Source organism: Actinomadura oligospora ATCC 43269 (genome assembly GCF_000518265.1).
Taxonomy (GTDB): domain Bacteria; phylum Actinomycetota; class Actinomycetes; order Streptosporangiales; family Streptosporangiaceae; genus Spirillospora; species Spirillospora oligospora.
On sequence record NZ_JADG01000009.1, the window covers coordinates 390676 to 414151 of the forward strand.

Annotated in this window: 23 protein-coding genes and 1 tRNA gene; 10 read left to right on the forward strand and 14 right to left on the reverse strand. The window is 70.9% G+C overall.

Going from position 1 to position 23476, the window contains the following annotated elements; genetic code table 11:
- Positions 1 to 66 precede the first annotated feature (66 nt).
- The 4 genes from P696_RS0115765 to P696_RS0115780 all read left to right on the forward strand — a co-directional run bounded on the left by P696_RS0115765 (position 67) and on the right by P696_RS0115780 (position 4014).
- Complete coding sequence (locus P696_RS0115765) at positions 67 to 645, forward strand: TetR/AcrR family transcriptional regulator (protein ID WP_026413094.1); 579 nt, start codon at positions 67 to 69, stop codon at positions 643 to 645.
- Positions 646 to 735: 90 nt separating this feature from the next.
- Entirely contained in the window at positions 736 to 2103 is a 1368-nt protein-coding gene (locus P696_RS0115770; RefSeq protein WP_245627674.1) for a hypothetical protein, read from the forward strand.
- Entirely contained in the window at positions 2087 to 2857 is a 771-nt protein-coding gene (locus tag P696_RS0115775) for an alpha-ketoglutarate-dependent dioxygenase AlkB (protein ID WP_026413096.1), read from the forward strand. Before P696_RS0115770 ends, P696_RS0115775 begins: the two co-directional genes overlap by 17 nt.
- A gap of 122 nt (positions 2858 to 2979) precedes the next feature.
- Positions 2980 to 4014, forward strand: a complete 1035-nt coding sequence (locus tag P696_RS0115780) for a hypothetical protein (protein WP_026413097.1) — start codon at positions 2980 to 2982, stop codon at positions 4012 to 4014.
- 38 nt (positions 4015 to 4052) lie between these two features.
- On the opposite strand, the gene P696_RS45825 is transcribed toward P696_RS0115780, so the two are convergent.
- A complete protein-coding gene (locus P696_RS45825) occupies positions 4053 to 4559 on the reverse strand; it encodes a DinB family protein (RefSeq protein ID WP_034485018.1) in 507 nt (168 codons plus the stop codon).
- 63 nt (positions 4560 to 4622) lie between these two features.
- The gene (locus P696_RS0115790) at positions 4623 to 5432 is read right to left on the reverse strand and encodes an ArsR/SmtB family transcription factor (RefSeq protein ID WP_245627675.1); all 810 of its coding nucleotides are present in this window, start codon (positions 5430 to 5432) and stop codon (positions 4623 to 4625) included.
- A gap of 150 nt (positions 5433 to 5582) precedes the next feature.
- Here P696_RS0115790 and P696_RS0115795 point away from each other — a divergent pair, with 150 nt between their 5' ends.
- The gene (locus P696_RS0115795; RefSeq protein WP_026413099.1) at positions 5583 to 6602 is read left to right on the forward strand and encodes an aminotransferase class V-fold PLP-dependent enzyme; all 1020 of its coding nucleotides are present in this window, start codon (positions 5583 to 5585) and stop codon (positions 6600 to 6602) included.
- Positions 6603 to 6711: 109 nt separating this feature from the next.
- On the opposite strand, the gene P696_RS45830 is transcribed toward P696_RS0115795, so the two are convergent.
- The 3 genes from P696_RS45830 to P696_RS0115810 form a co-directional block, all read right to left on the reverse strand.
- Positions 6712 to 7560, reverse strand: coding sequence for a hypothetical protein (locus tag P696_RS45830; RefSeq protein WP_051467687.1), 849 nt, complete (start codon positions 7558 to 7560; stop codon positions 6712 to 6714).
- 104 nt (positions 7561 to 7664) lie between these two features.
- Complete coding sequence (locus P696_RS45835; RefSeq protein WP_034485021.1) at positions 7665 to 7901, reverse strand: hypothetical protein; 237 nt, start codon at positions 7899 to 7901, stop codon at positions 7665 to 7667.
- A gap of 218 nt (positions 7902 to 8119) precedes the next feature.
- Positions 8120 to 8773 carry a TetR/AcrR family transcriptional regulator gene (locus P696_RS0115810; protein ID WP_026413100.1) on the reverse strand — a complete coding sequence of 218 codons (654 nt, stop codon included), beginning with the start codon at positions 8771 to 8773 and terminating at the stop codon, positions 8120 to 8122.
- 119 nt (positions 8774 to 8892) lie between these two features.
- Here P696_RS0115810 and P696_RS0115815 point away from each other — a divergent pair, with 119 nt between their 5' ends.
- Together P696_RS0115815 and P696_RS0115820 are read left to right on the forward strand one after the other, a co-directional pair.
- Entirely contained in the window at positions 8893 to 9849 is a 957-nt protein-coding gene (locus P696_RS0115815) for an alpha/beta hydrolase (protein WP_026413101.1), read from the forward strand.
- A gap of 14 nt (positions 9850 to 9863) precedes the next feature.
- Positions 9864 to 10847, forward strand: coding sequence for an aldo/keto reductase (locus P696_RS0115820; protein WP_157429726.1), 984 nt, complete (start codon positions 9864 to 9866; stop codon positions 10845 to 10847).
- A gap of 101 nt (positions 10848 to 10948) precedes the next feature.
- Here the strand turns inward: P696_RS0115820 and P696_RS0115825 are convergent, their stop codons facing one another.
- Positions 10949 to 11725, reverse strand: coding sequence for a helix-turn-helix domain-containing protein (locus P696_RS0115825; protein WP_245627676.1), 777 nt, complete (start codon positions 11723 to 11725; stop codon positions 10949 to 10951).
- An 81-nt stretch (positions 11726 to 11806) separates the two neighbouring features.
- Between P696_RS0115825 and P696_RS0115830 the strand changes: the two genes are divergently transcribed.
- Together P696_RS0115830 and P696_RS55940 are read left to right on the forward strand one after the other, a co-directional pair.
- Entirely contained in the window at positions 11807 to 12196 is a 390-nt protein-coding gene (locus tag P696_RS0115830; protein ID WP_026413104.1) for a nuclear transport factor 2 family protein, read from the forward strand.
- 261 nt (positions 12197 to 12457) lie between these two features.
- On the forward strand, positions 12458 to 12898 hold the full coding sequence (locus P696_RS55940; RefSeq protein ID WP_157429727.1) for a hypothetical protein: 441 nt from the start codon (positions 12458 to 12460) through the stop codon (positions 12896 to 12898).
- Between the two features lie 367 nt (positions 12899 to 13265).
- Here P696_RS55940 and P696_RS0115845 read toward each other — a convergent pair whose 3' ends face one another.
- The 8 genes from P696_RS0115845 to P696_RS0115880 form a co-directional block, all read right to left on the reverse strand.
- A complete protein-coding gene (locus P696_RS0115845) occupies positions 13266 to 13706 on the reverse strand; it encodes an HNH endonuclease (RefSeq protein ID WP_026413107.1) in 441 nt (146 codons plus the stop codon).
- Positions 13707 to 13731: 25 nt separating this feature from the next.
- Positions 13732 to 13802, reverse strand: a tRNA-Asn gene (locus tag P696_RS0115850).
- Positions 13803 to 13911: 109 nt separating this feature from the next.
- Positions 13912 to 14850 carry a hypothetical protein gene (locus P696_RS0115855; protein ID WP_026413108.1) on the reverse strand — a complete coding sequence of 313 codons (939 nt, stop codon included), beginning with the start codon at positions 14848 to 14850 and terminating at the stop codon, positions 13912 to 13914.
- 133 nt (positions 14851 to 14983) lie between these two features.
- Positions 14984 to 15610, reverse strand: a complete 627-nt coding sequence (locus P696_RS0115860; RefSeq protein WP_026413109.1) for a GAP family protein — start codon at positions 15608 to 15610, stop codon at positions 14984 to 14986.
- Between the two features lie 207 nt (positions 15611 to 15817).
- Complete coding sequence (locus P696_RS0115865) at positions 15818 to 16798, reverse strand: GNAT family N-acetyltransferase (RefSeq protein WP_026413110.1); 981 nt, start codon at positions 16796 to 16798, stop codon at positions 15818 to 15820.
- 149 nt (positions 16799 to 16947) lie between these two features.
- Entirely contained in the window at positions 16948 to 17928 is a 981-nt protein-coding gene (gene meaB / locus P696_RS0115870; protein WP_026413111.1) for a methylmalonyl Co-A mutase-associated GTPase MeaB, read from the reverse strand.
- On the reverse strand, positions 17925 to 20171 hold the full coding sequence (gene scpA / locus P696_RS45840) for a methylmalonyl-CoA mutase (protein WP_051467689.1): 2247 nt from the start codon (positions 20169 to 20171) through the stop codon (positions 17925 to 17927). Before scpA ends, meaB begins: the two co-directional genes overlap by 4 nt.
- On the reverse strand, positions 20168 to 21988 hold the full coding sequence (locus P696_RS0115880; RefSeq protein ID WP_026413112.1) for a methylmalonyl-CoA mutase subunit beta: 1821 nt from the start codon (positions 21986 to 21988) through the stop codon (positions 20168 to 20170). The genes scpA and P696_RS0115880 overlap by 4 nt, the downstream gene beginning before the upstream one ends.
- Before the next feature lie 286 nt (positions 21989 to 22274).
- Here P696_RS0115880 and P696_RS45845 point away from each other — a divergent pair, with 286 nt between their 5' ends.
- A complete protein-coding gene (locus P696_RS45845) occupies positions 22275 to 23381 on the forward strand; it encodes a carboxylate-amine ligase (RefSeq protein WP_034485024.1) in 1107 nt (368 codons plus the stop codon).
- Positions 23382 to 23476 lie beyond the last annotated feature (95 nt).

Consider the following 23476-nt stretch of genomic DNA (forward strand, 5'->3'; position numbering starts at 1 on the left):
GACGCCTCCGCGCAAGAGGTAACGTACCGAGAGGTATAAAACTCGGGAGAGAGCACGGAGGACGACATGCCCGGCGGACGTCCACGCTCGTTCGACGCGGACACCGCACTCGACCGCGCGCTCGAGGTGTTCTGGCGGCACGGCTACGAGGGGACGTCCCTGACCGACCTGACCGCCGCGATGGGCATCAACAAGCCGAGCATGTACGCCGCCTTCGGCAACAAGGAGGAGCTGTTCGGCAAGGTCCTCGCCCGCTACCTCGACGGCCCTGGCGGCTACGCCGCCGACGCGCTGGACGCGCCGACCGGCCGCGAGGTCGTCGAGCGGCTGATCCGCGGAGCCGTGGACCTGACCACGGGCGAGAACACCCCCCACGGCTGCTTGTGCGTCAACAGCGTCCACGCCTGCGGACCCGACGCGCACACCGTCCGCCAGGACGCCATCGCCGTGCGCAAAGCCGGTGAAACAGCGCTGCGCAGGCGCCTGGAACAGGCCACCGACCTGCCCTCCCACCACACCCCGGCCACCCTGGCCGCCCTCGTCCACACCATCTCCGACGGCATAGCCGTCCAGGCGGCGGCCGGTCGCACCCACAAGGAGCTACAACAGATAGCCGACCTGGCGCTCCGCACCCTCCTGGACTGAGGCCCGGTTCGGCGCGAGTGGGCGCCCAGGGGAACTGGACGGATGAGGTGGATGCGCCCAATATCGTCCGAACGTGGCAGGCTCGGTCGCATGAACGCGGCTGCGGACGCCGAAGACGGCGGAGAACTCACGCGCGTCAACGGGCTCGCATTGCCGTCCTCGCTCGGGCCGGACTCGACCACCCCTCGGAGTTCAGTGCTTATGAATAAGAATGGGACGTACGGCTTGATGGACACGACCGGACAGGCGGAAGCCTGCATCGAGGATTCGGGTAATCTCCTGGTCGCACCTTCGACGCTGCAAGAGAACGACTTGATCAGGGACTTTTTCGGGTCCACGATCACGTCGGAGGAACTTGCCTCCGGGGTGTCCGACCTCGCACAGAAGACCGTCTACCTGTGTGGCGACGTGTCCGAGATCAGGGACGGTCGACTGCATGCGGCGGCCCGGGTGTTCGTTGTCAGGGAGCTGGCGCATGGTTACCGCGAGGACGCCGACGCACCTTGGCCGCTCGTCGGCCTCGGGCAGGTTCCCCTCCGCGTCCACGGGGTCGGCGTGTACTACCGCCGCTTTTTCGATCCTGACGCCGGTCACTTCGGGCGGATCCAGGCGGAGCACTCTTTCCAGTCCCTGACGGAGTCCACCAAGCCTGGAACGGCCCATCGCAGCGGAATTTATTTGACGCCCGTCACACGAAACGGTGACGAACTACATTTCCGCCTGCTGCGGTGCTCCACGAATTTCTCCGGGCCGACCGAGAGCTTCCGCCCGACCGACACGCGCATCGTCGAGGCTCTGAACCGCGAGGCCGCCGCCGTCTTCCGGAACCAGGCGCCGCTGAACCACGTCCTCGCCCAGATCTACCACAACACCCTTGCCACGGCTGAGCGCAAGCAGTCCAAGGCCAAGATCTCGGCCCATGCCGACAAGACCAAGGACATGCCCGTCAACGGCATCATGGCCTTCTGCACCTTCTATGACGGGCTCGACAAGCTGCAGCCCTTGTCCGAAGACGCCTTCGACCACGGCATGAAGGGCGTCAGCGGGCTCACCAAACTCCGCTTCCGCCTCAAGGAGCCGGCCGGAGAACCGGGTGGGAAGACGCTCCCGCCGCAGTTCACTCTGACGCTCTATCCGGGCTCCGTTTTCTTCATGCCGCTTTCCACCAACCGCCTGTACACGCACGAAATCCGGTCCTCGATGCTGGACGCCGACGTGCTCCCCACCCGCCTCGGATACGTGGTGCGCTGTGCGAGCGCCGAAGCCGTCCACAAGAACGGCCAGACGTTCCTCAAGCTGGACGGAGACCTGGCGAAGCTCGAGCCGCCCACACCGGCGGGCATGGACGAGCTGCGCAGGCTGTACGCCGAGGAGAACAAGACCTCGTCCTTCATCGACTACGGCGACGAGTTCCTCTTCAGTATGAACAAGGGAGACTACGTTGCCCCACGAATCTAGGCTCTCGGACGAGATCCTCTCGTTCACCTTGCCGACCGAGGAGAACCTCTTCGCGGAGCTGTCCACGTCGGCTCACTTCGAAGACGTAGGGAAGGGTCGGCGCGGCACAACCCTGACCAAGGTGGACGAGGCGGAGGGCGTGCCGCTCGTACGTACCACCACTCGCTACGGCAGCCCGGCGCAGCGTTTCCGGACGTTGCACGAACGGCTGGCACGACAGATCCAGGAACGCGCGGCGCTCCCGACCGGCTTCAACAACGCCCTCATCGAGATCTACACGAACGCCTACACGACCATGGGCAGCCACTCCGACCAGGCCCTCGACCTGGCCGACGGATCGTTCATCGCCGTCTTCTCCTGCTACGAACACCCCGAGGCGGGCCCGCCGAGAAAGCTGGTCTTCGAATCAAAGGAGTCCGACGGCGAGAACTTCGAGATCCCCCTCACCCACAACAGCGTCGTCGCGTTCTCCGTCGAGTCGAATCGGCGGCTCAGGCACAAGATCGTGCTGGACGCGCCCGCACGCACGGCGGACAACCAGTGGTTGGGCGTGACGTTCCGAACGTCGAAGACCTTCGTTCGGTTCCGGGACGGACATGCCTACCTCCCGCAGGATGCGCGCCTCATGCCGGCCGACGATGAGCAGAGGCGCGAGTTCTACCAACTACGGCGCCGCGAGAACAGGGAGACCGACTTCACCTACCCGCCGCTGGCGTACACCGTCAGCGAGAGCGACCTGATGCCGCCCGTCTGACCTCGATCGTTCACGGCCGGACCGCCGCCCCGGGCGCGGATGCCGTGGAGATCATCCGTGCGAACATGGCTCGATTACCCGGGTCTGCTCGGGGTGGTCGTGCGACGAGGTGACAGTAGAAGATGCCCCAGTCCCATGAAGCGGTCTTCGATCCGACGCTGCCGTCCCGGATGCTCGCGGATCTGGAGTCCGGTTCGGGTGCGCTGGTGCTTGAGGAGCCGGGGACACCCCCGAGCTCCCACCGGTTCCTCCGCCAGCGGGCCCTGTCCGGCACGGCGACCATGGGTGTCGTGCTCGCCGTCGTCGCGACGCTGGCTCAGGTGGCCGACTGGTGGCTGGTGCTGCCGGTCGCGGCGATCGGCCCGATGGCCTTGCAACCCTGGAACGCGATCGACCGCCGGAACAGCCCAACCGACTGGAGGGTGCTGCGCTTGGCGTGGGGGCCGCTCATCTCGTGGCTGGCGCCCCTGGGAACCGGCGGCCTGGGCGCGTGGGCGGCATGCCAGATCTGGCCTCACTACTTCTTCCTCCTGGAGGCGACCGACGTGGGGGTGACCCACGTGATGGGGAGGGATCGCCTCGTCTCGCTCGCCGACCTCGGTGATGCGGAACGGGCGCGGCTGTCACGGGTACGGGCGGTCCGCGAGCAGGTGGAGGAGGCGCAGCGCCTGCTCGCTCCGGCGTTCGACGGGACGCTCGTCCTCATGACGCTGCGGGAGCAGGAGTGGATGCTCGCGACGCGGATGGGGGAGATGGCGCCGCTGGCCGCCGAGGTCGATCACCTGGACGTGGCGGCGGCCACCGACCGGGTCCGTCAGGCGATGCGTCCGCAGGCCGAGGTCGTGGCGGCGGCCAGGAGGGCGGACGAGGCGGTGATCGAGCGCATCGAGGAGTACGCCCGTCCGGTGGAACGGGCGATCCTGGCCCACCGGGAGTGGGAGCAGATCCAGCAGCTGGCCGACAACACCGACGCCTATCCCGGGTTGCTCGCTCGCGCGGAGGCCGGAGGGACAGCGGACGACCTCGCCGGAGCCCCCGCCCTGGACCGCGACTTCGGCCTGGAGGCGGCACGGCTGGCACGCGAGGACCTGACCACGCAGGCCGTCGGAGCCAACGCCTGGCTGCTCAAGGCCCTACGCGGCGACCAGGGCCGATAACTCTCCTGAGACCTGCTCCCTCACGCGGACAGCGGTGGTCAGACCGTGGTCGCGAGCGGCGCGGGGTCTGGCAGGAGGGCCAGGAGTTGGCGCGTGTGGCCGGGCAGTTCCGACTCTGCGAGCCCCGTGAGAAGGTCCCGCAGCGGGACGAGCTGATCGACCAGGCAGGTGCCGTTCGACAGCAGCCGGGTGGGCACGGGGGTGTCCAGTTCGGTGTCGCTCAGCGTCGGCCCGGCCAGCGCGCACAGGGCGTCCGCCTGATGCCGGAGGCGGTCGAGGAGCCCGGCGGTGCCGCCCGTGAGCGTGATGACGCGGTCGATCGTCCAGGTGTCGAGGGCGATGCGGTTGTCATAGGCGGTGTTGGAGCCGGACGCGACGGTGGACGCTGCGGCGATGGTGGTCGCCGTAACCAGAGAGACGTGCGCCAGGATCTGGTCGGCGGTCCACTCCCCCGGCGGCGGCGCGGTCGCGTCGTCGGAGCCGGTCACGGTGGCGGCGGCGTCGAGCAGCGACCGGTAGGCCGCCTGGAGCTGGGCGGAGTCCATGGGACGTCCCTCTTTCTGCTGGTGGGAAGCGAGGTGCGCGACGCTCGCGGAGGCGGGTGCCGGTCAGGCGTGCGGGGACGACATCTCCCAGGGCGCCTGCGGGAGGACCTCGCCGGTCTCGAGCAGGGACTTGAGGTTCGCCAGGACGGCGGGCCAGCCCTGGGAGATCCCGTTGAGCATCTCCCGGTCGGGGAGGTTCTCATGGGTCACGGTCAGCCGGACGATGTCCTGGTGCGGCTCGACCAGGAACTCGACGACCGACGGTTCCCGCGGCGTCGCGGCGTCCGGCCGGTCCTCGAAGGTGATCACGAGGCGGGTCGGCGGTTCCGCGGTGAGGACCCGTCCGACGACGTCGACCGTCCCTGATCCGTCGACGCGCCGGTGTTCCCAGGACGAGCCCGGCTCCCAGTCGGAGACGTTGGCGTGCCCCCAGTACCGCGCGGTCAGGTCGGCGTCGGTGAGCGCGCGCCACACCTGCTCGGCGCTCGCACGGATGTAGGTGACGTAGACGTAGGTCGGCACGGAGGCCGGTGCATCGGTCATGGCGTACTCCTCGGCTTGGCTCCGGATGGCGCTGAGCGCCTGCAGTCGCGGCCTGTCGAACTCCGCGATCCAGCGCCGTTCGATCTCGTGGATGGGCATCGGATTGAGGTAGTGCAGGCGCTGCCGTCCGCGTCGCACCACGGTCACGAGACCGGCGTCGACGAGGACGTCGAGATGCTGCGTCACCGACTGGCGCGCCATCTCCAGGCGCTCGCACAACTCGCCGAGCGTCTGCCCGTCGCGCTCACGCAGCCGGTCGAGCAGCCGCCGCCGGGTCGGGTCGGCCAGCGCCCTGAAGGCCGCGTCCATCATCTCGATGTCCAGACTCACCCGGACATTATGCAGGCATCTACCTGCATATCGTCAAATGCCGACATATCTGCTGGTCAGAGCCATGCTCCTCGCGTCCTCGACCGCACCTTCGGCCCATCACGGCGGTCGACGGCGGACGGGGTTCACCGCCCCGTTAAGCTCGCCAGGGTGGATTTTGACGAAGCGGTGCGGCTGTGGGCCCGGGAGCCGGGGTGGTTGAACTCCGCGAGCTACGGCATTCCGCCGGGTCCGGCGTTCGAGGCGCTGCAGAGCGCGCTGGCCGAGTGGCGTCACGGCGCCACCGGCTGGGACAAGTGGGACCGTTCCACCGATCGCGCACGGGCCGCGTTCGCACGCCTGGTCGGTGTCGCGGCCGAGGACGTGGCCGTCGGCGCCTCCGCCTCGCAACTGCTGGCGCCGGTCGCGGCCTCGCTGCCGCCCGGCTCGCGCGTCGTCGTCCCCGACATCGAGCAGACGTCGAACCTGTTCCCCTGGCTCGTCCAGGATCTCGACGTGGTGACGGTGCCTCCGGCCGACCTGCCCGACGCGATCGACGAACGGACGGACGCGGTCGCCTTCAGCCTGGTCCAGTCCGCGACGGGCGAGGTCGCCGCCTCGGACGACGTCGTCGCGGCGGCGCGGGCGCACGGCGCGCTGGTCGTCGCCGACGCCACCCAGGCGGTCGGCTGGCTACCGGTCGACGCGTCCCCCTTCGACGTCCTGGCCGTGTCGGCGTACAAGTGGCTGATGTGCCCGCGTGGCACCGCGTTCTGCTACGTGAGCCCGGCCGTGCGGGACCGCATCCGCCCGCTCGCCGCCAACTGGTACGCCGGTGAGGGCGACGCCTCGTACGGCCCGCCGCTACGGCTGGCGAAGGACGCCCGGCGCTTCGACATCGCCGTCCCGTGGTTCTCCTACGTCGCCGCCGCGCCCACGCTGGAGCTGCTCCTGGAGATCGGCATCGGCCCGATCCACGAGCACAACGTCCGGCTGGCCAACCGCTTCCGCACCGGCCTCGGCATGCCATCCGGCGACAGCGCGATCGTCAGCGTCACCCGCCCAGGCGCGTCCGAGCGCCTCGAGGCGGCGGGCATCCGAGCGTCCGTCCGCAAGGGCGCCGCCCGCCTCGCCTTCCACCTCTACACCACGGAATCCGACGTCGACACCGCCATCACCGCCCTGACCTGACACCCAACGCGCACACCAGTCCCTTCCGCCCGCCCCGTCCCCGCCCAGCGTTCTGCTGCGGTGGCACACGCCGGGGCGGGTGGCGCTGGCCTGGGGATGGGCCGGACGGTCAGGGCTGCGCCCGGCCGCCGTCCGGCTGCCCCCTCAGGGGTGAGTGCAGGTAGGACCCGGTCGCGTAGAACTTGCGGTCGATGGCGTCGTCGGGGATCTCCCGCCGCAGGTCGCGGGCTTGTTCGCAGACCAGCCGCATTTGCGCGGCGGAGAGACGTCGAACTTCCCACAGCAGGGCGGCCACATCGGCTGCCGCGGGGTCGTCGGGAGGCTGTTGGTCGGGCAACGCGATTCCGGTGAGCGCGGCCAGGTCACCGGCAGGGATATCGATCAGGGTGGCCAGGTTGGCCAGCCTGTCCGGAGTCAGCTCGGTCTTGCCCGCCGCGATCCGAAAGACGGTCGAAGAGGACACGTACATGCGGCCGTTGGAGCAACACGCGAGGGCCACCGCCGCCCGCCCGGCCAGGTTCCGGTTCGTGAGCAGCATGTTCCCAATCACGGCTCCGAACCCGGCCTCAGTCGGGTCGTACACCCGCCACCCCGCGTAAGCCTCTCCGCGTGGCTCCTGCGGGAGGTCTCGAACCATCTGGAGCATCCACGAGCGCTGTTCCGCCGGTAGGCAGATGACGTCGGGCACCAGGTGGTCGAGCTGCTGCCCGGCGGACGCGTCCAGAGGGGCCAGCTCGTCCGGCACCGGCTGACCGGCCATCACGAACAGATCCGCCGCGTGCAGATCCAACGCCGGAGCCAGTGCCTGCAACAGCGTCGGGCTGGGGTGGCATCCGTCGATGACGCCCTGCAACTCGTCCTCGGGCACCTCGGCGGCCTGGGACAGCAAACTTGTGCTCAACCCGCGGTGATCGAGGAGTCGCATCAACAGCACGCCGAACTTCGGAAACTCCGCCACTTCCCCAGGCTAATCCCCTGGACGACACGCGTCCGCTCCGACGACTGCGGTGTTCACGTGCTCGGCAGCGCCCGTCCTCCGCGTCCCGGCCTTGCGCGTCGCGGCTATCGCGTCACGGTTTTCGTGCGTGTGAAGAGCCAGTGGAGGAACCAGATCGGCAGCCAGAGGCCGCATGTCAGGAGCGACAGCAGCAGGTGCACGGCGTGCGCGGTGCCGCTGAGCTTCTTTCGCGTCACCGTCGCCCCACCCTGCACGATCACGATCTGCGGCTGCGGCTGATCGCCGTCCGCACGGTCGTGGTGCGCAGGATCGGGCGGTTGGTGCGGCGGCGGAGTGCCCAAAGCTCGTCCCTCCCCGGTGGCTACTGGCCACAGTTTGGCGCCTGACCTGCGATATCCGGTCTCAGAACACGCGCTGCGGCCATATCTGGAGGCTTGGCGAACAGAACGCCGGGGGTGCCGACGACGTGCCGACGAGCAGCGCGGGGCGGCGGCGCGCGTCCAGGTTCGTCCGGCTGGACCGGTGCGCTGGCGGTGCGGTGGGAGGACGAGCGGACGGGTCAGGGAATCGCGGCCTCGATCTGGGCGAGGTGGGCGGCGAGGATCTCATCGAAGGCGACGCGGCGGTCGTCCCCGAGCGGACGGACTTCGCGGGCGAAGTGGGCCAGGGCGGGGAAACGGTCGGGGTCGGCGCCGAGGACCGCGACGCGGAACTGCTCCACGCCCTGTTCGTACTCGCCGGGGGTGAGGGTGTCGAAACCACCCTCGGAGGCGATCAGCGAGGCGAGGAGGACGACGATCCGGTGGTAGCGGGCCGGAATCTCCTCATCGGGCAGGCCCGAGGCCCACAAGGCCTGGAGCACCTCCTCCATGACCAGCCGCGAACCGGTGCCGCCGGACCCGTAGCGTCCCCAAACCGAGGCCAGTTGGGGGTGCTGGCCGAAGGCCTCGCGAAGGCGCAGGGCCGTTGCCGTGATGCGCTGCTTCCAGTCGCCCTCGGGGCGGTAGCCGTCCATCGCCGCAACCAGGATCCGGTCGGCGACCGCGCGTAGCAGCTCGGTCTTGTTGCGGAAGTGCCGGTAGAGGCTGGACGAGTCGGTCCCGAGGACCGCGGCGAGCTTGCGAACGCTGAACGACTCGGCGTCGCCCGTGCGCAACAGCTCCGCCGCCGTTTCCAGGATCTCCTCTGTCGACCAACGCCTTCGACCTGCCATCTCGCCCCTCTCGGTCGCGTGAAGCCTAACCCATGCACTTGCTGTTGCACGCACTGCGTGCATAATGATGTCACCCGGCTGGCCGTGAGGCCCGGCCGGAGGACGGAGGAGCGGGAGACATGAGCGAGACCACTGAGGTGAAGCGGCCGCCGGAGCCGGACTTCTCAGCGATGACGACCGAGGAACTGATCACCTACCGCGCGGCGGAGAACCACTGGCGGGCGTCCGGCGCGGCGCGGCCGATCCTCGGGGAGCCGGACCCCGGGGCCGCGATCGAAGGGCAGGACGTCGCGCTGCCGGGCCGCGACCTCCCGGTCCGGGTGTACCGGCCGGTTTCGATGGGCGAGGCCGCTGTCGCGACCGACCTGCCGCTCGTCGTCCATGTCCACGGCGGCGGGTTCGTGGGCACGGCGGCGCAGTGCGACTGGACCAACAGCCACCTCGCCGCCCGGCTGCCCGCAGTCGTCGTCTCGGTCGAGCACCGCCTCGTCGCTCCGGACTGCCCGATCGCGAACGCCGCCGACGACGGCTGGGACGTGCTCCAGCACCTGCTGCGGCACGCCTCGCGCTGGGGCATCGACCCCGCGCGCGTGGCCGTCTTCGGCGAGAGCTTCGGCGGGCTGATCAGCGCGCTGACGGCCCTCCGGGCCCGGGAGACCGGCCTGCGGCTCCGAGCGCAGGTACTGGTCAACCCCGTGGTCGAGCTGACCGAGTCGATGTACGACTACCCCTCCATGACCGAGTTCGGGGACGGCCCGACCCTCGCGCTGTCGCAACTACGGCTCCTGCGGCGGTTCGCCGTCCCGCCGGGAACCGACGCCCGCGTGTTCTCGCCCCTGTACGCGGACGACCTGAGCGGGCTCGCCCCCGCGCTGCTCGTGGTGCCGACCCATGACGCGGTCGCCGATCACGGCCGCCGCTACGCCGAACGCCTGCGGACGGCCGGGACGTCCGTCCGGCTCACCGAGTACCCAGAGGCGCGGCACGCGTTCCTCACGCTGCCGGGCATGGAACCGCAGGCCAAGGCCGCCCAGGCGGAGATCCTCGAGTTCCTCCGCGCGGCTCTGACCGGATGACGGAGGAAGGAACGATGCACACCACCACACTCGGCACCGATGGCCCGGCGGTCTCCCGACTCGGTCTCGGCTGCATGAGCATGACGGGCAGCTACGGTCCCGCCGACGCGGACGAGGCCGCGGCCACCCTGCTGGACGCCCTCGACTCCGGCGTCACGCTGTTCGACACGGGCGACTTCTACGGTGACGGAGCGAACGAGGAAATCCTCGGCAGGACGCTCGCCCCGCACCGCGACCGCGTCGTGCTCGCCACCAAGACAGGCGTCCGGCGCACCGCCGAAGGCCTGGTCCCGGACGGTTCACCCGACTACTTGCGCCGCGCCTGCGACGCGTCCCTGCGCCGACTCCGCACCGACCATATCGACCTCTACCACCTCGCCCGCATCGACCCCGCCGTCCCCGTGGAGGAGTCGGTCGGCGCGATGGCCGACCTGGTCGCGCAGGGCAAGGTCGGCCACATCGGCCTGTCCGAGGTCTCAGCGGCCACGCTCCGCCGCGCCCACGCCGTCCACCCGATCAGCGCCGTCCAGACGGAGTACTCGCTGTGGGAACGCCACGTCGAGGACGACATCCTGCCCACGCTCCGGGACCTCGGCGCCACCCTGGTCGCCTACAGCCCTCTCGGCCGCGGCCTGCTCACCGGAACCGTCCAGGCGACTACGCAATACGACAGCGGTGACTTCCGCGCCACCGCCCCTCGCTACAACGGGGACAACCTCAAGGCCAACCTCAGCATCATCGAGGCCATCACCAAGCTCGCCAGCGTGAAGCACGCGACCCCTGCCCGGATCGCCCTCGCCTGGCTCCTCACCCGCGGCAGCGACGTCATCCCCATCCCCGGCAGCTCACGCCGTCCCCACCTGCACGACAACCTGGCCGCCCTCGACGTGCACCTGACCGCCGACGACCTCAGCCACATCGAAGCCGCCGTCCCCGCCACCGGAGCCAAGGGAGCCCGCTACGGCGACCACGGCATCCGCCTGATCGACCAGGCCTAGGCGACGCGGTCGGCCTCCTCGCAGCTCGCCCGCCACCGCCGTCAGTCTCCCGGCAAGCAGTGAAGGCCCTCCACGAGGTCGGACGGCTGGGCGGCCGAGCATCACCTGCCGGAGTCCTCGAAGTAGGCGGCGCTTTCCTCGTCCGCCGGGTAGTACGACTCGATCGCGACCTCGTCCAGGGTGAGGTCCATCGGGGTGCCAAACGTGGTGATGGTCGAGAACAGCCGCAGTTCCCGACCATCGACACGAAGGATCATCGGGATCACGACATCCGATTCGACCGACAGCTCCGAGGCGTCCTCGGCGCCGGGTTCCAGCAGCTCCGCATAGAGCGCGGCCAGCTCGGCATCGGGCGCGACGGCGAGCTGACGCCTGACCCGGGAGCGGAACATCGCACGCACGTCGCCCAGGTTGACGACCATTGGAGCAAACCCGCGCGGGTCCAGTCCCAGCCGCACCAGGTTGACCGGCGGTCGAAGCAATACGGGATCGACGTCCACGAAGAACGGCTCGACCGCGCGGTTGGTCAGCACGATGTCCCACCGGCGATCGAAGGCCAGCGCAGGGTACGGCTCATGTGCGCGAAGCACCCGTTCAACAGCAGCCCGAGCCGCCGACAGAGCCTGATCATCAAGCGCCCGCTCGGCGTACCGGGGCGCGAAGCCCGCCGCGAGCAACAGCCGGTTCCGATCCCGCAGCGGCACATCGAGCTGATCCGCAAGCCTCAGCACCATGGCGGCGCTCGGGTTGGACTTGCCCGTCTCAACCAGGCTGACATGACGAGCCGAAACATCGGCCGCGATCGCGAGGTCGAGTTGGCTGAGCCGCCGACGATGCCGCCACTGCCGCAAAAGCTCCCCAACCGTCTGCACGGTCATCGAGCGTACTCACGGCGCAGCCGAAGTCCATGAAATCCGACTTCATCGACAACCGACCACGACCGCGGAAACACTGCGCCCATGACCACGGACAACAAGGCCCTCGTTCAACGCGCACTGGCGGAACTGCTCGAGACGGGCAGCGCCGACGGCCTCGCGCCCTTCCTGCACGACGACTTCATCCACCACCGCCCGGACGCGACCTCTTCCACCAAGAAGGAATGGCTCGCCGCCGTCAACACGGCGCTCACCCACCTCGCCGACATGCAGGTCGAGGTCCTCCACCTCCTGGCCGACGACGACCACGTCGTGCTGCACTCACGACGCCGCCTTCCCGACAACGGCCCGGAGATCACGGTCGTCGACATCTGGCGAATCGCCGACGGCCTGGTAGCCGAGTGCTGGGAGACCATCGAGCCAACGTCCCAGGCCCCCGCCAACCTGACCTGGTGGGAACCCGCCGACCACTAACCGCAGGCAGGTCGCTGGACGGCAGCGGCATACGCATCGTCCGGGCCGAAACCCGAAGCGCCTCAAAGACACCACCGCCCGGCCCGGACACGCACCTCGTCATCAGAGGGGCTCGCCGCAGAAGCCGGGCGGGCCGAAGGAACCCACGCCCGGCTACGGTCCGGTGAGCTCGTCGCGGCTGGGAGTGCCGGACGCCCATCTACAAACAGGCGTGTTCTGTTAGGGTCCGCCCGTCATCACCTCCCCCCTTCGGAGTCTCCCGTGACCCAGACGATCGCGATCCGCCTGGCCATCAGCGGCCTACTCCTCATCAGCGCCACCGCGTGCAACGATGACGGCAAGAACACAGCGAGCGCCCCGGCGTCCACACCCGCGACGAGCACGCAGCCCCCAGGCTCCACCCCGCCGGCCTCGAACACTCCGCCGACGCCCCAGCCCACCCGCACCAAGCCCAAGATCACCAACAGCAAGCAGATCGTCATGATCGACCCGGACGGCAAGCGCTACTCGTTCACGACGATGGTCCAGATGGCCGCGGGCATGCGCGCCACCATGGGAGACAAGGCCCCGTCCGGCTTCTGCGAGAAGTCCTACCGGGACGGCGTGAAAGGCGGCGGCACCTTCCCCGCCGGCCGCGACGTCTTCCTAGCCGCCTGCCGCGAAGGCCTCCGCAAATCCGAGGACTACATGCGCCAAAACTGACTGACGGCCGGGCTGGACCGCCCTCCTACGCGACCACTTAACGTGACCGTCGACCGATGGAGTTCGCCCCTGGAGCGGCCGAACTTGCCGCCATCGATCCGCTACGTGTAATCGACGAGATCGTCGCCGGCGCTGAGGGCGATGTCGTCCAGCCCACCGAGGGCCGGACGAGCCCAACAGTTCGATTCAGAGATTCACTCGGTCGAGGTCGCTGCCGGGTTTTCCAGACCTGGCCAGCCGATCCTGTCGTGGCCATGACGGCCAACGAACACGCCTCAGTGTGGTGGACGCTCGAGGCGTCGCGGCCGTGGCCCGGCGTCTTGGGGAGGCACCGGGCCATCGGAGGCGTCGTCGGTCGGTGGGGTGGTCAGTGGGTGACGAGTTCTTCCCAGTGGGGGATGCGGGGGGTGAGGCGTAGGGGGAGGCCTGCTTCGGACGGGGTGCGGTCGGCTTTGCGGTTGTTGCAGCGCCCGCAGGCGAGGACGGTGTTCTCCCAGGTGTCGGTGCCGCCGCGGGACTGCGGGAGGACGTGGTCGATGGTGTTGCCGCGTCCGCCGCAGTAGGCGCAGTGGCCGCGGTCGCGCAGGTAGACGCCGCGCTTGCTCCACGGGGGCCGCCTGCCGTGGCGCCAGCGCATGGCGACGTAGCGGACGAGACGGAGTACTCTCGGCACGGGGAACCGGCCGATGGTGCGTCCCTCCTCCGCCTCCTCGACGACCGCCACCTCACGGACGAGCATGCGGATGGCATGCCGCAGATCCACTTTCTGTAAGGGCTCATAGGACGCGTTCAGCACGAGCACGTACACCGCTCACCTCCCCAACCACGTGCAGCTCCCCCACCAGGACTCGAACCTGGATTTCCGCACTAACAGCGCGGCGTTCTTCCTTTGAACCACAAGGGAATGGACTGCAAATTCCTCAGAACTCCGGCATTCCGGAGCCCGAGAACAGCCTGCCCACCGCCCCCACGCCACAGCAACGGGTTTTCCGCCCACCTCCTCCGCCTCGCGTTCACCTCCGCCCGGACGCGGTGGTGCGGAGGGCGGGTAACGGAACGGGCCGGTACGGCGGGCTCGGATGGGGGTGCGGTGGGAGTGCGGCAGCTTGGGTTCGCCACCACTCGGACGCCGGTGTGGGGGTTGGCGGAATGGCTTCCAGCGCGGACTGGCAGCCGGGGCAGCAGGAGATGGACGCAGGGATGAGCCTCACGATGACGGACGGACCCGAAGCGCCGGGAAGGCCCCAGAAGCGGAGGACGTCACTGGTGGCGCACCGGGTGAGGCTGATGGACGGGGAGGTGGCGGACGGTTCGTCGTCGGGTGCTCGGAGGGTGGGGTGGTGAACCGTGGCCAGGCGGTAGGCGAGGCCCCGGACGAGGTTGGCGGCCAGGTGGATGTAGCCGAGCGGGACGAAGCGGGCGAAGACCTCGGGGAGGCCGAAGCGGTGCAGCCCAGCGGTGTCGGCGCGAATCATGCCCTCGCCGTCCGGGGAGATGAGGACGCCGACCCAGCCGTGGCCCAGGACGAAGCCGGACGGTTCCGGCTCAGCGGCCAGGACCTGGCCGGAGTCGAGGTCGACGAGCGCGCCGCGGATGGCGGTCGCGACCGTCCGGGCGAGCAGACGGACGGCCCGAAGGTCGTCCGGCACCATGGCAACGCTCGGAGACGTCTCGATCAGACGGTGGTACCGAGCGTCCAGAACCCTGGCCACGTCGGGTTCGGGCCCGGCGCAGGCGCGGAGGCGCTCCGTCCAGGCGGAAGGTGCGGGCAGGGGCGGCCCCAGGAGCGGAGGGTCGTCGGCCTCCAGGAAGCGCCCGGCCCGGACGGGCAGCTCACGGTCCGCAGTGAGCTCCGGAAGGAGGGCTCGTAAGGCGGACGAGCCCGGGATCTGAGGTGTCGCGGACGCGATCAGGAACCGGGTGGTGAGTCGGGCGGATCGGGGTGACGGCATGCGCTGCTCCCAGGTCAGGCGCCCCGACCGCGGGGCGCTGTCCCCTCAGAGTGGCCGCGCCCACCAGCGGGTCGGAAGTCGACCGCCGACCTGTGGACAACCCGCGCGTCCGACGCCGAATCAAGGGAGCCGCTCAGACCAGGATGATGACGATGAAGATCAGGCAGCAGATGATGTTGACCAGCCAGCTGTGGCTGTTCATCCAGTCCCGCACCGCGGGCATGGCGCGCGTCGCGCGGTGGTGGAACAGCAGCAGGGCGAGCAGGGGAAGCGCGGCGATCAGGACGGTGGCCAGGATGAACACCACCGCCGAGCCGAAGCCCGCGTGGTTCTGTTCGAGGTTGGCCCCGACCGTCAGCATCACCATGACGTCCGACGGCATCAGGAGGATCATGAGGAACCCGGTCTTGAGGGCCCGGCGGGGACCGGCGTTCATCAGCGCCCCGAGCCACTTCGGCGGCTCCACCGTCGCCCGGGTCAGATAGTTCCTCAGCATCGCGGCGATCAGCAGGGCGACCAGCACGTACTGGATGATCTTCCCGGCCGACCCGTTGTCGGACGACTCGCCCAGCGAGTCCCCGCCGATCAGGGAGAAGATGCCCCGCGTGATCGTCACGCCCACCGACACCGCGACGAGCACGCCGAGCAGGAACGCGAGCGAGACGCGCACCGGCTTCGAGGTGGTCACGAGGATGATCGCGGCCATGATCTGCGGGCCCGCCATCATGGTGATGGCCAGCGGAAGAACTTGAAGGCTCACGATCCCCCCGGTCGGTCCCAGGCGGGACGACACGGCTCCCGCCGCACCCCCGACACCGGGGTCCCACCTCACTCAAGGTCACGATAGGTGAGGGATCACTGCCCCATCCGCCACCCACCGTGTTCTTGACCAGGGCGTGGCCCATCCTCACGATCACGTGGGCTCGCCTTGTGCTCCGCGTCAGGCGACACCGGCGGACGCCGCGCGTCAGGAGGTCGGGAGGTCGCCCACCGAGGCCAGGTACTCGCGGGACTCGCGTTCGCGGCGGAAGCCGATCTCCTCGTTGACGGCGAGCATGTGCACGTTGTCGCCGGAGTTGTCGGTCTCGATCTCGGTGACCTCGGGACGCTCCCCGGCGAGCCAGGTCAGCATGGCGGCCTTGACCCAGATGCCGAGGCGGCGGCCCCGGTGCTCGGGGGCGACGGCCGTGTCGTACTGGGCGGCCCGTCCGGACGCGCCCGCCGGGACGACGATCTCGGTGAAGCCCGCGATCACCTCGCCACGGACGGCGGCGACGGTGTAGAGGTCGTCGCCGCGCTTGGCGACCATCTCGGCCATCTCGCGGACGCGGTCGGCGTTCCAGGGCGCGCCCTCGTACTCGGCGAGGTCGGCCATGGCGTGCTTGGCCTTCGCGAGGGCGTCGGCGTACTCGTCCGGGACGACGCCGCGCCAGCGGACCAGGTCGTATCCGTACGGACCGGCCGCGAGCAGGTCGTCCACCCGGCCGGACGGGAGGTCCGGCAGCCGCAGCAGCAGCCCCTGGAGGGTGAGGACGAGCCGGAAGCCGTGTGCCTCGAGGAAGCCCACGGCGGCCGGGCGCGCGAGGACCTGGGCGATGACGCTCGTGCGGCCGTCGGCGCGGAGCGCGTCGGCGGCGACGGCCAGCAGGCGGCTCGCCACGCCGCGCCGCCGGTGCGCGGGGTGCACGTGGATGGCGATCTCGCCCGGACGGTCGGCCCCCGGCTCGCCGGGCAGCCGCAGCGACGCGACGCCGATCATGTCCGGCCCGGACCGGACGGCCCAGAGGCGCTGCCGCGAACCCTGTTCCGCGCCGAGCAGCCGGGCGGCGGTCTGGTGCGGCTGCGGGGCGGGCTCGCCGTCCGGCTCGGCGGCGTGCACGGCGGCGAGGACCGCGTGCCAGCCCCGGATCTGGGGGTCCGTCGGATCATCGAGCGCGATGACGTCCATCTGGACTTTGTACCGGATCCGGGCGGCCCGCGAGCCGGACGCTACCCAACCGATACGACGCGACGGGAAACCCGGGGCGCGGTTCGGCCCGTTCTCAGGCGTCCCGTCCCACTGGAGCGCCACCGGGCGGTGGGCCGCGCCGTCCGAGGTCAGCGGGTGAAGGCGGCCAGGATCCGCTCGGCGGCGAGGGCCGGTGTGAGGGTGCCCGCGGCGACCTCGGCGTCGAGTTTCGGAGCGAGATCCCGCACGGCCGGATGCGCGTGCAGTTCGGCGAGGAGGCGGTCCCGGACCATGGCCCACGTCCAGCGCACCTGCTGCGCGCGGCGGCGGCGGTCGAGGTCGCCGGAGGCGGCCAGCCGGTCCTGGTGGGCGATGAGCGCGTCCCACACCTTGTCCAGGTCGACGTTCTCGATGGCGCTGCAGGTCAGGACGGGGGTGTCGGTGGCGCGCTCGTCGCTGCGCAGCAGCCGCAGCGCCCCGGCGAGTTCGCGCGCCGCCCGCCGCGCCTCCATCTCGTGGGGGCCGTCCGCCTTGTTCACGGCGATGACGTCGGCGAGCTCCAGGACGCCCTTCTTGATGCCCTGCAGCTGGTCGCCCGTCCGGGCGAGGGTGAGGAACAGGAACGTGTCCACCATCTCGGCGACGGTCGTCTCGGACTGGCCGACGCCGACCGTCTCGACCAGGACGACGTCGTACCCGGCGGCCTCCATGACGACCATGGCCTCGCGGGTCGCCTTGGCGACGCCGCCGAGGGTCCCGGCGGTCGGGGACGGGCGGATGAAGGCGTGCGGGTCCACCGCGAGGCGGTTCATCCGGGTCTTGTCGCCGAGGATCGAACCGCCCGACCGGGTGGACGAGGGGTCGACGGCGAGGACGGCGACGCGGTGGCCGGCGGAGGTGAGGTTCGTCCCGAGGGCGTCGATGAAGGTGGACTTGCCGACGCCGGGCACGCCGGTGATGCCGATCCGGCGCGCCCCTCCGGTGAACGGCGTCAGCTCGACCAGCAGCCGCTGCGCCAGCGCGCGGTGGTCCGGCCGGGACGACTCGACCAGCGTGATCGCACGGGCGATCCACGCGCGCGAGCCGTCCCGGACGCCGGTGACGTAGTCCTCCAGCGTCGGTCGCGTCACGCCCCGGACTCCCCCTGCCCCGAAACGCCGTGACCAGAGCCGCCATGACCGGAGTCGCCGTGGCCCAAGCGGTCGGCGAGGTCGCGCAGGAGGTCCTGGGCGGCGTCGGCGAGGACGGTGCCGGGCGGGAAGATCGCCGCCGCGCCCGCCTCGCGCAGCTCGTCGAAGTCCTGCGGGGGGATGACGCCGCCGACGACGATCATGATGTCGTCGCGGCCCAGCGCGGCGAGCTCGGCGCGCAGCGCGGGGACGAGCGTCAGGTGCCCGGCGGCCAGCGAGTTCACCCCGACGACGTGCACGTCCGCCTCGACCGCCTGGCGGGCGACCTCGCCCGGGGTCTGGAACAGCGGGCCCACGTCGACGTCGAAGCCGAGGTCGGCGAAGCCGGTCGCGATGACCTTCTGGCCGCGGTCGTGGCCGTCCTGGCCCATCTTGGCGACCAGGATGCGCGGCCGCCGCCCCTCGGCCTCCTCGAACGCGGCCGTCAGGGCGCGCGCCTCCTCGATCGCCGACACCTTGCCCGCCTCTTCCCGGTACACACCGGAGATCGTACGGATCTGCGCGGAGTGCCGTCCGTAGGCCCGCTCGAGAGCGTCGGAGATCTCCCCCACGGTCGCCTTGGCGCGGGCCGCGTCGATCGCCAGGGCCAGCAGGTTCTCGTCCAGGCCGGAGCCGCGGGAGCCCTCCTCGGCGGCGGACGCGGCGCGGGTCAGCGCGTCCAGCGCCGAGCGCACGCCGTCCTCGGACCGCTCCTCGCGCAGCCGCCGCAGCTTGTCGATCTGCTGCGCGCGGACGGACGCGTTGTCGACCTTGAGCACCTCGATGTCCTGGTCGGCGTCCGGACGGTACTTGTTGACGCCGATCACGGGCTGGCGGCCGGAGTCGATGCGCGCCTGCGTCCGCGCCGCCGCCTCCTCGATGCGCAGCTTGGGCAGGCCCTCGTCGATCGCGCGGGCCATGCCGCCCGCGCGCTCGACCTCGCGGATGTGCCCCCAGGCGCGGCGCGCGAGGTCGTAGGTCAGCCGCTCGACGTAGGCCGAGCCGCCCCACGGGTCGATCGTCCGGGTCGTCCCGGACTCCTGCTGGAGCAGCAGCTGGGTGTTGCGGGCGATGCGGGCGGAGAAGTCGGTCGGGAGCGCGAGCGCCTCGTCCAGCGCGTTGGTGTGGAGCGACTGGGTGTGGCCCTGCGTGGCGGCCATGGCCTCGACGCAGGTGCGCGCGACGTTGTTGAACACGTCCTGCGCGGTCAGGGACCAGCCGGACGTCTGGGAGTGCGTCCGCAGCGACAGCGACTTGGGGTTCTCCGGGCCGAACTGCCTCACGAGCTTCGCCCACAGCAGGCGCGCCGCGCGCAGCTTGGCGACCTCCATGAAGAAGTTCATGCCGATCGCCCAGAAGAACGACAGGCGCGGCGCGAAGGAGTCGATCGTCAGCCCGGCGTCGCGTCCGGCGCGGATGTACTCGACGCCGTCGGCGAGCGTGTACGCCAGCTCCAGGTCGGCCGTGGCCCCGGCCTCCTGGATGTGGTAGCCGGAGATCGAGATGGAGTTGAACTTCGGCATCCGCTGCGAGGTGAACGCGAAGATGTCCGAGATGATCCGCATGGACGGCGCGGGCGGGTAGATGTAGGTGTTGCGGACCATGAACTCCTTGAGGATGTCGTTCTGGATGGTCCCGGCCAGCGCCTCGGGCGCGACGCCCTGTTCCTCGGCGGCCACGATGTACAGGGCCATGACGGGCAGCACCGCGCCGTTCATGGTCATCGACACCGACATCCGGTCCAGCGGGATGCCGTCGAACAGCTGCCGCATGTCGTAGATCGAGTCGATCGCCACGCCCGCCATGCCGACGTCCCCGGCCACGCGCGGGTGGTCGGAGTCGTAGCCGCGGTGGGTGGCGAGGTCGAAGGCGACCGACAGGCCCTTCTGCCCGGCGGTGAGGTTGCGCCGGTAGAACGCGTTGGACTCCTCGGCCGTGGAGAAGCCCGCGTACTGGCGGATCGTCCACGGCTGGGTCGCGTACATGGCCGGGTAGGGGCCGCGCAGGAAGGGCGCGACGCCCGGCAGGGTGTGCAGGAAGTCGAGCGGGGCCAGGTCCTCGCCGGTGTACAGGGACGGGACGGCGATGCCCTCGGGGGTGTCCCAGACCAGGGGCCGGTCCCCGGCCGCGCCGCGCCAGCGCTTGGCGGCCTCGTCGGCCGTGACGGGCGCGCCGAGCTCGATCTCGGAGAAGTCGGGGATCATCGGTTCACTCCCAGATCGGTGAGGGTGGTCGTGAGGACCTCCACCGCGTCGCATCCGGCGAAGATCCGCGCGTCGACTCCTTCGTAGGAGCCCTTACCCGCGAGCCACACCTTCACCGCTCCCGCGTCGCGCAGGGTGCGCGCGGCGTCCGCCGCCCGCTCCTCGTACACCCTGTCGGACGAGCACAGGCACGCGATCGTCGCGCCGGACGCGGCGAACCCCTCGGGCGGGCCGATGACGGTCTCGACGCCGCCCGCCTGGAACAGGTTGGCCGCGAAGGTGACGCGGCCGGTGTGCGCGGCGACCGGGCCGAGCGTCGCCAGGTACACCTTCGGGCGCGCGCCGGTCGCGTCGCGGTGCGCGTCGGAGCGGTCCCGCAGGGCCTCGAAGTCCTGCCCGTAGGTGACCACCGGAAGTCCCCCGGTGTCGGGGGAGGACGGGGCGGGCCGCCGGGACGGCAGGGTCTCCGCCAGGTTCGGGAACTCGCTCAGGCCGGTCAGCGGCGCCTTCCGGTGGGCGACGTCGCGGCGGCGGCGCTCCCAGGTCTCCCCCAGGCGCCGCGCCACCAGGCCGGACGCGAGCGCGTCGGCGAGCCCGCCCGCCTTCTCGATCTCGGTGAACCAGGCCCAGGCGGCCTGCGCGAGGTCCTCGGTCAGGCGCTCGACGTACCAGGAGCCGCCCGCCGGGTCGACGACGCGCGCGAGGCTCGACTCCTCCAGCAGGAGGGTCTGGGTGTTGCGGGCGATACGCCGGGAGAAGTCGTCGGGCAGGCCGAGGCGCGCGTCGAACGGCTGGACGGTCACCGCGTCCGCGCCGCCGACCCCGGCGGCGAAGGTCGCGACGGTGGTGCGCAGCATGTTCACCCACGGGTCGTGGCGGGTCATCATCGCCGAGGACGTGACGGCGTGGATCGTCGCGACCGTCCCGTCCCGGGCGCCGGACACCTCGGCGACGCGCTGCCAGAGGCGGCGCGCGGCGCGCAGCTTGGCGATCGACGCGAACTGGTCGGCGTTGACGGCGAACCGGAACTCGATCTGGCCGAACGCCTCGTCCACGGTGAGGCCCGCGGCGGTGAGGACGCGCAGGTAGGCGACCCCGGCGGCGACGGCCGCGCCGAGCTCGTCGGCGTCCCCGCCGCCCGCGTCGTGGTAGGGGGTGGCGTCGACGGTGAACGCCCGGACCTTCGGGAACTCCCGGACACACCGGATCGCCAGCACCGCCACGTCGTCCAGGATCGCGCGGGCGCCGGTGCGGGCGGCCAGGCCGAGCGGGTCGGCGCCCAGATTCCCGACGGGCTCGGTGCCGCGCTCGGCGGCCAGCGAGAGGAACGCCTCGGCGGCCTCGCCGGTCTCCGCGCCCGCGTCCAGCACGACGGGGGCGAGGTTCAGGTGGACGTCGCGGAGCACGTCCGGCAGCGCCGCCACGGGGATCCCGCCCTCGCCGAGCGTCAGCCAGACCGAGGTGGCGCCGTTCTCCAGGTCGGCCAGGATCGCGGCGCGGGTCGTCTCGGCGTCGGGGTGGCCGTGCCGCTGCCGGACGTCCCAGCCCGCGAGGCCCTCGCCCTCGGGCATGATCTCGCGCACACGGGGGGCGAGTCCGGGCCGTCCGGGGGCGGAGTCCTCGGCGGTGTAGAGCGCGGCGATCGGCACACCGTCGTAGGTCTCGTGGGCGAGCAGCCCTTCGATCTCGTCGAGGGGGGTGTCCTCGGACGCCGCGCCGGTCTTGCGCAGCACACCCCGCACCATTCCCCGCCACCGGTCACGATCGGCCGGGGGGAAGGCGGCGGCCAGTTCGAGTTCTTCAGGCGGCACCGTCATGGCAGGGATGGTAGGCGAGCGCCGACCCCGAGCCGACGACCGGGGTGCCCGCAGACACGCCCCGGACACGGCTCCGACGCGCCCCGGACAGGGCCCGGACCCGCCGGAGCGGCGCCGCGGGGGCCCCAAAATCCCGGGGCCGTAAACCCGAATCCCGGCCGGGTGACGTGACCCTGACCTCAAGCGTGCAACCGGACGAACGGGAACGTAACGTCGTATGTGACCGTCCGAGTCCGGCGGGTCCCCTCAGGCCTCGCCGCGCCGGCCCCGGCACCGAGGTGGTGGGATGGCCCTCAGGTTCGGTATCGAAGAAGAGTACTTCGTCGTCGATCCCCGGTCCCGCCAGGTGGTGCCGCGCGCCGGGGGCGTCGTCGCCCGCGCGGCCGAGACCCTCGGCGACCGCGCGTCCGCCGAGCTGGTCTGCTTCCTCGCCGAGGCCAAGACGCCCCCGTGCGACGACCTGGACAAGCTGACCGAGCAGATCCGCGCGATGCGGGCCACGATGGCGGACGCGGCGCGCGCCGAGGGCCTGATGCTGGTCGCGACCGGCACGCCCGTCCTCGGCGACCTGTTCCCGCCGCCGATCAGCCCGGGGCCGCGCTACGCCGACAGCCTGGCCACCTACCGGGCGCTGGACGACGAGCAGTGCATCTGCTCCTGCCACGTCCATGTGGAGATGCCCGACCGGGCCCGCGCGGTCCAGGTCAGCAACCACCTGCGGCCGTGGCTGCCGACGTTGCTGGCGATGACGGCGAACTCCCCGTTCTGGGCGGGACGCGACACCGGGCACGCCTGCTGGCGGGTCATGTCGTGGGCGCGCTGGCCGGTCGCCGGGCCGCCGCCGTTCTTCGAGTCCCTCTCCCACTACGAGGACCTGATCGAGGCGCTGCTCGGCTGCGGCGCGCTGATGGACCTGGCCACGGTGTTCTGGGACGTCCGCCCGTCCTCCCGCCTGCCGACGCTGGAGATCCGGCTCGCGGACGTGGCGCTCGACACTGAGGGCGCCGCGTTGTTCGCCGCGCTCGTCCGGGCGCTGGCGCAGGTGGCGCTCGCCGCGGTCGAGGACGGGGAGAGGCCGCCCGCGCCGTCCCAGGAGATGCTGCGCGCCGCGTACTGGCTCGCCGCCCGCGACGGCCTCGCCGGGAAGGGCCTGGACGTCCGGACGGGACGGCCCGCGCGGTTCGCCGACCTGGCCGTCGCGCTGCTCGCGCACGCCCGTCCCGCGCTCGACGACTCCGGCGACCTCGCCCTCGTCGAGGCGGGCCTGGACCGGCTGCTGACCGACGGCACCGGCGCCGACCGGCAGCGACGCGTCCACCGGCGGCGCGGACTGCTGAGCGACGTCGTCGACGCGGCGGCGGTCGGTCTGCCCCGTCCGCCCGAGATCGGTTGATCTCCGGAGGGGGAAGGACGACGCGGACACGCATCGAAATCGGACAATAACCGAGCGCTCATCCGACGGCCCGTACGCTGGCCGTCGTGACTCTG

What these genes read in the sequence shown, in the direction of transcription:
- P696_RS0115765 (WP_026413094.1), top strand. Translation starts at nt 67, where the DNA reads ATGCCCGGCGGACGTCCACGCTCGTTCGACGCGGACACCGCACTCGAC.
- P696_RS0115770 (WP_245627674.1), top strand. Translation starts at nt 736, where the DNA reads ATGAACGCGGCTGCGGACGCCGAAGACGGCGGAGAACTCACGCGCGTC.
- P696_RS0115780 (WP_026413097.1), top strand. Translation starts at nt 2,980, where the DNA reads ATGCCCCAGTCCCATGAAGCGGTCTTCGATCCGACGCTGCCGTCCCGG.
- P696_RS45825 (WP_034485018.1), bottom strand. Translation starts at nt 4,559, where the DNA reads ATGGACTCCGCCCAGCTCCAGGCGGCCTACCGGTCGCTGCTCGACGCC.
- P696_RS0115810 (WP_026413100.1), bottom strand. Translation starts at nt 8,773, where the DNA reads ATGGCAGGTCGAAGGCGTTGGTCGACAGAGGAGATCCTGGAAACGGCG.
- P696_RS0115815 (WP_026413101.1), top strand. Translation starts at nt 8,893, where the DNA reads ATGAGCGAGACCACTGAGGTGAAGCGGCCGCCGGAGCCGGACTTCTCA.
- P696_RS0115820 (WP_157429726.1), top strand. Translation starts at nt 9,864, where the DNA reads ATGCACACCACCACACTCGGCACCGATGGCCCGGCGGTCTCCCGACTC.
- P696_RS0115825 (WP_245627676.1), bottom strand. Translation starts at nt 11,725, where the DNA reads ATGACCGTGCAGACGGTTGGGGAGCTTTTGCGGCAGTGGCGGCATCGT.
- P696_RS0115830 (WP_026413104.1), top strand. Translation starts at nt 11,807, where the DNA reads ATGACCACGGACAACAAGGCCCTCGTTCAACGCGCACTGGCGGAACTG.
- P696_RS0115855 (WP_026413108.1), bottom strand. Translation starts at nt 14,850, where the DNA reads ATGCCGTCACCCCGATCCGCCCGACTCACCACCCGGTTCCTGATCGCG.
- P696_RS0115865 (WP_026413110.1), bottom strand. Translation starts at nt 16,798, where the DNA reads ATGGACGTCATCGCGCTCGATGATCCGACGGACCCCCAGATCCGGGGC.
- scpA (WP_051467689.1), bottom strand. Translation starts at nt 20,171, where the DNA reads ATGATCCCCGACTTCTCCGAGATCGAGCTCGGCGCGCCCGTCACGGCC.
- P696_RS0115880 (WP_026413112.1), bottom strand. Translation starts at nt 21,988, where the DNA reads ATGACGGTGCCGCCTGAAGAACTCGAACTGGCCGCCGCCTTCCCCCCG.
- P696_RS45845 (WP_034485024.1), top strand. Translation starts at nt 22,275, where the DNA reads ATGGCCCTCAGGTTCGGTATCGAAGAAGAGTACTTCGTCGTCGATCCC.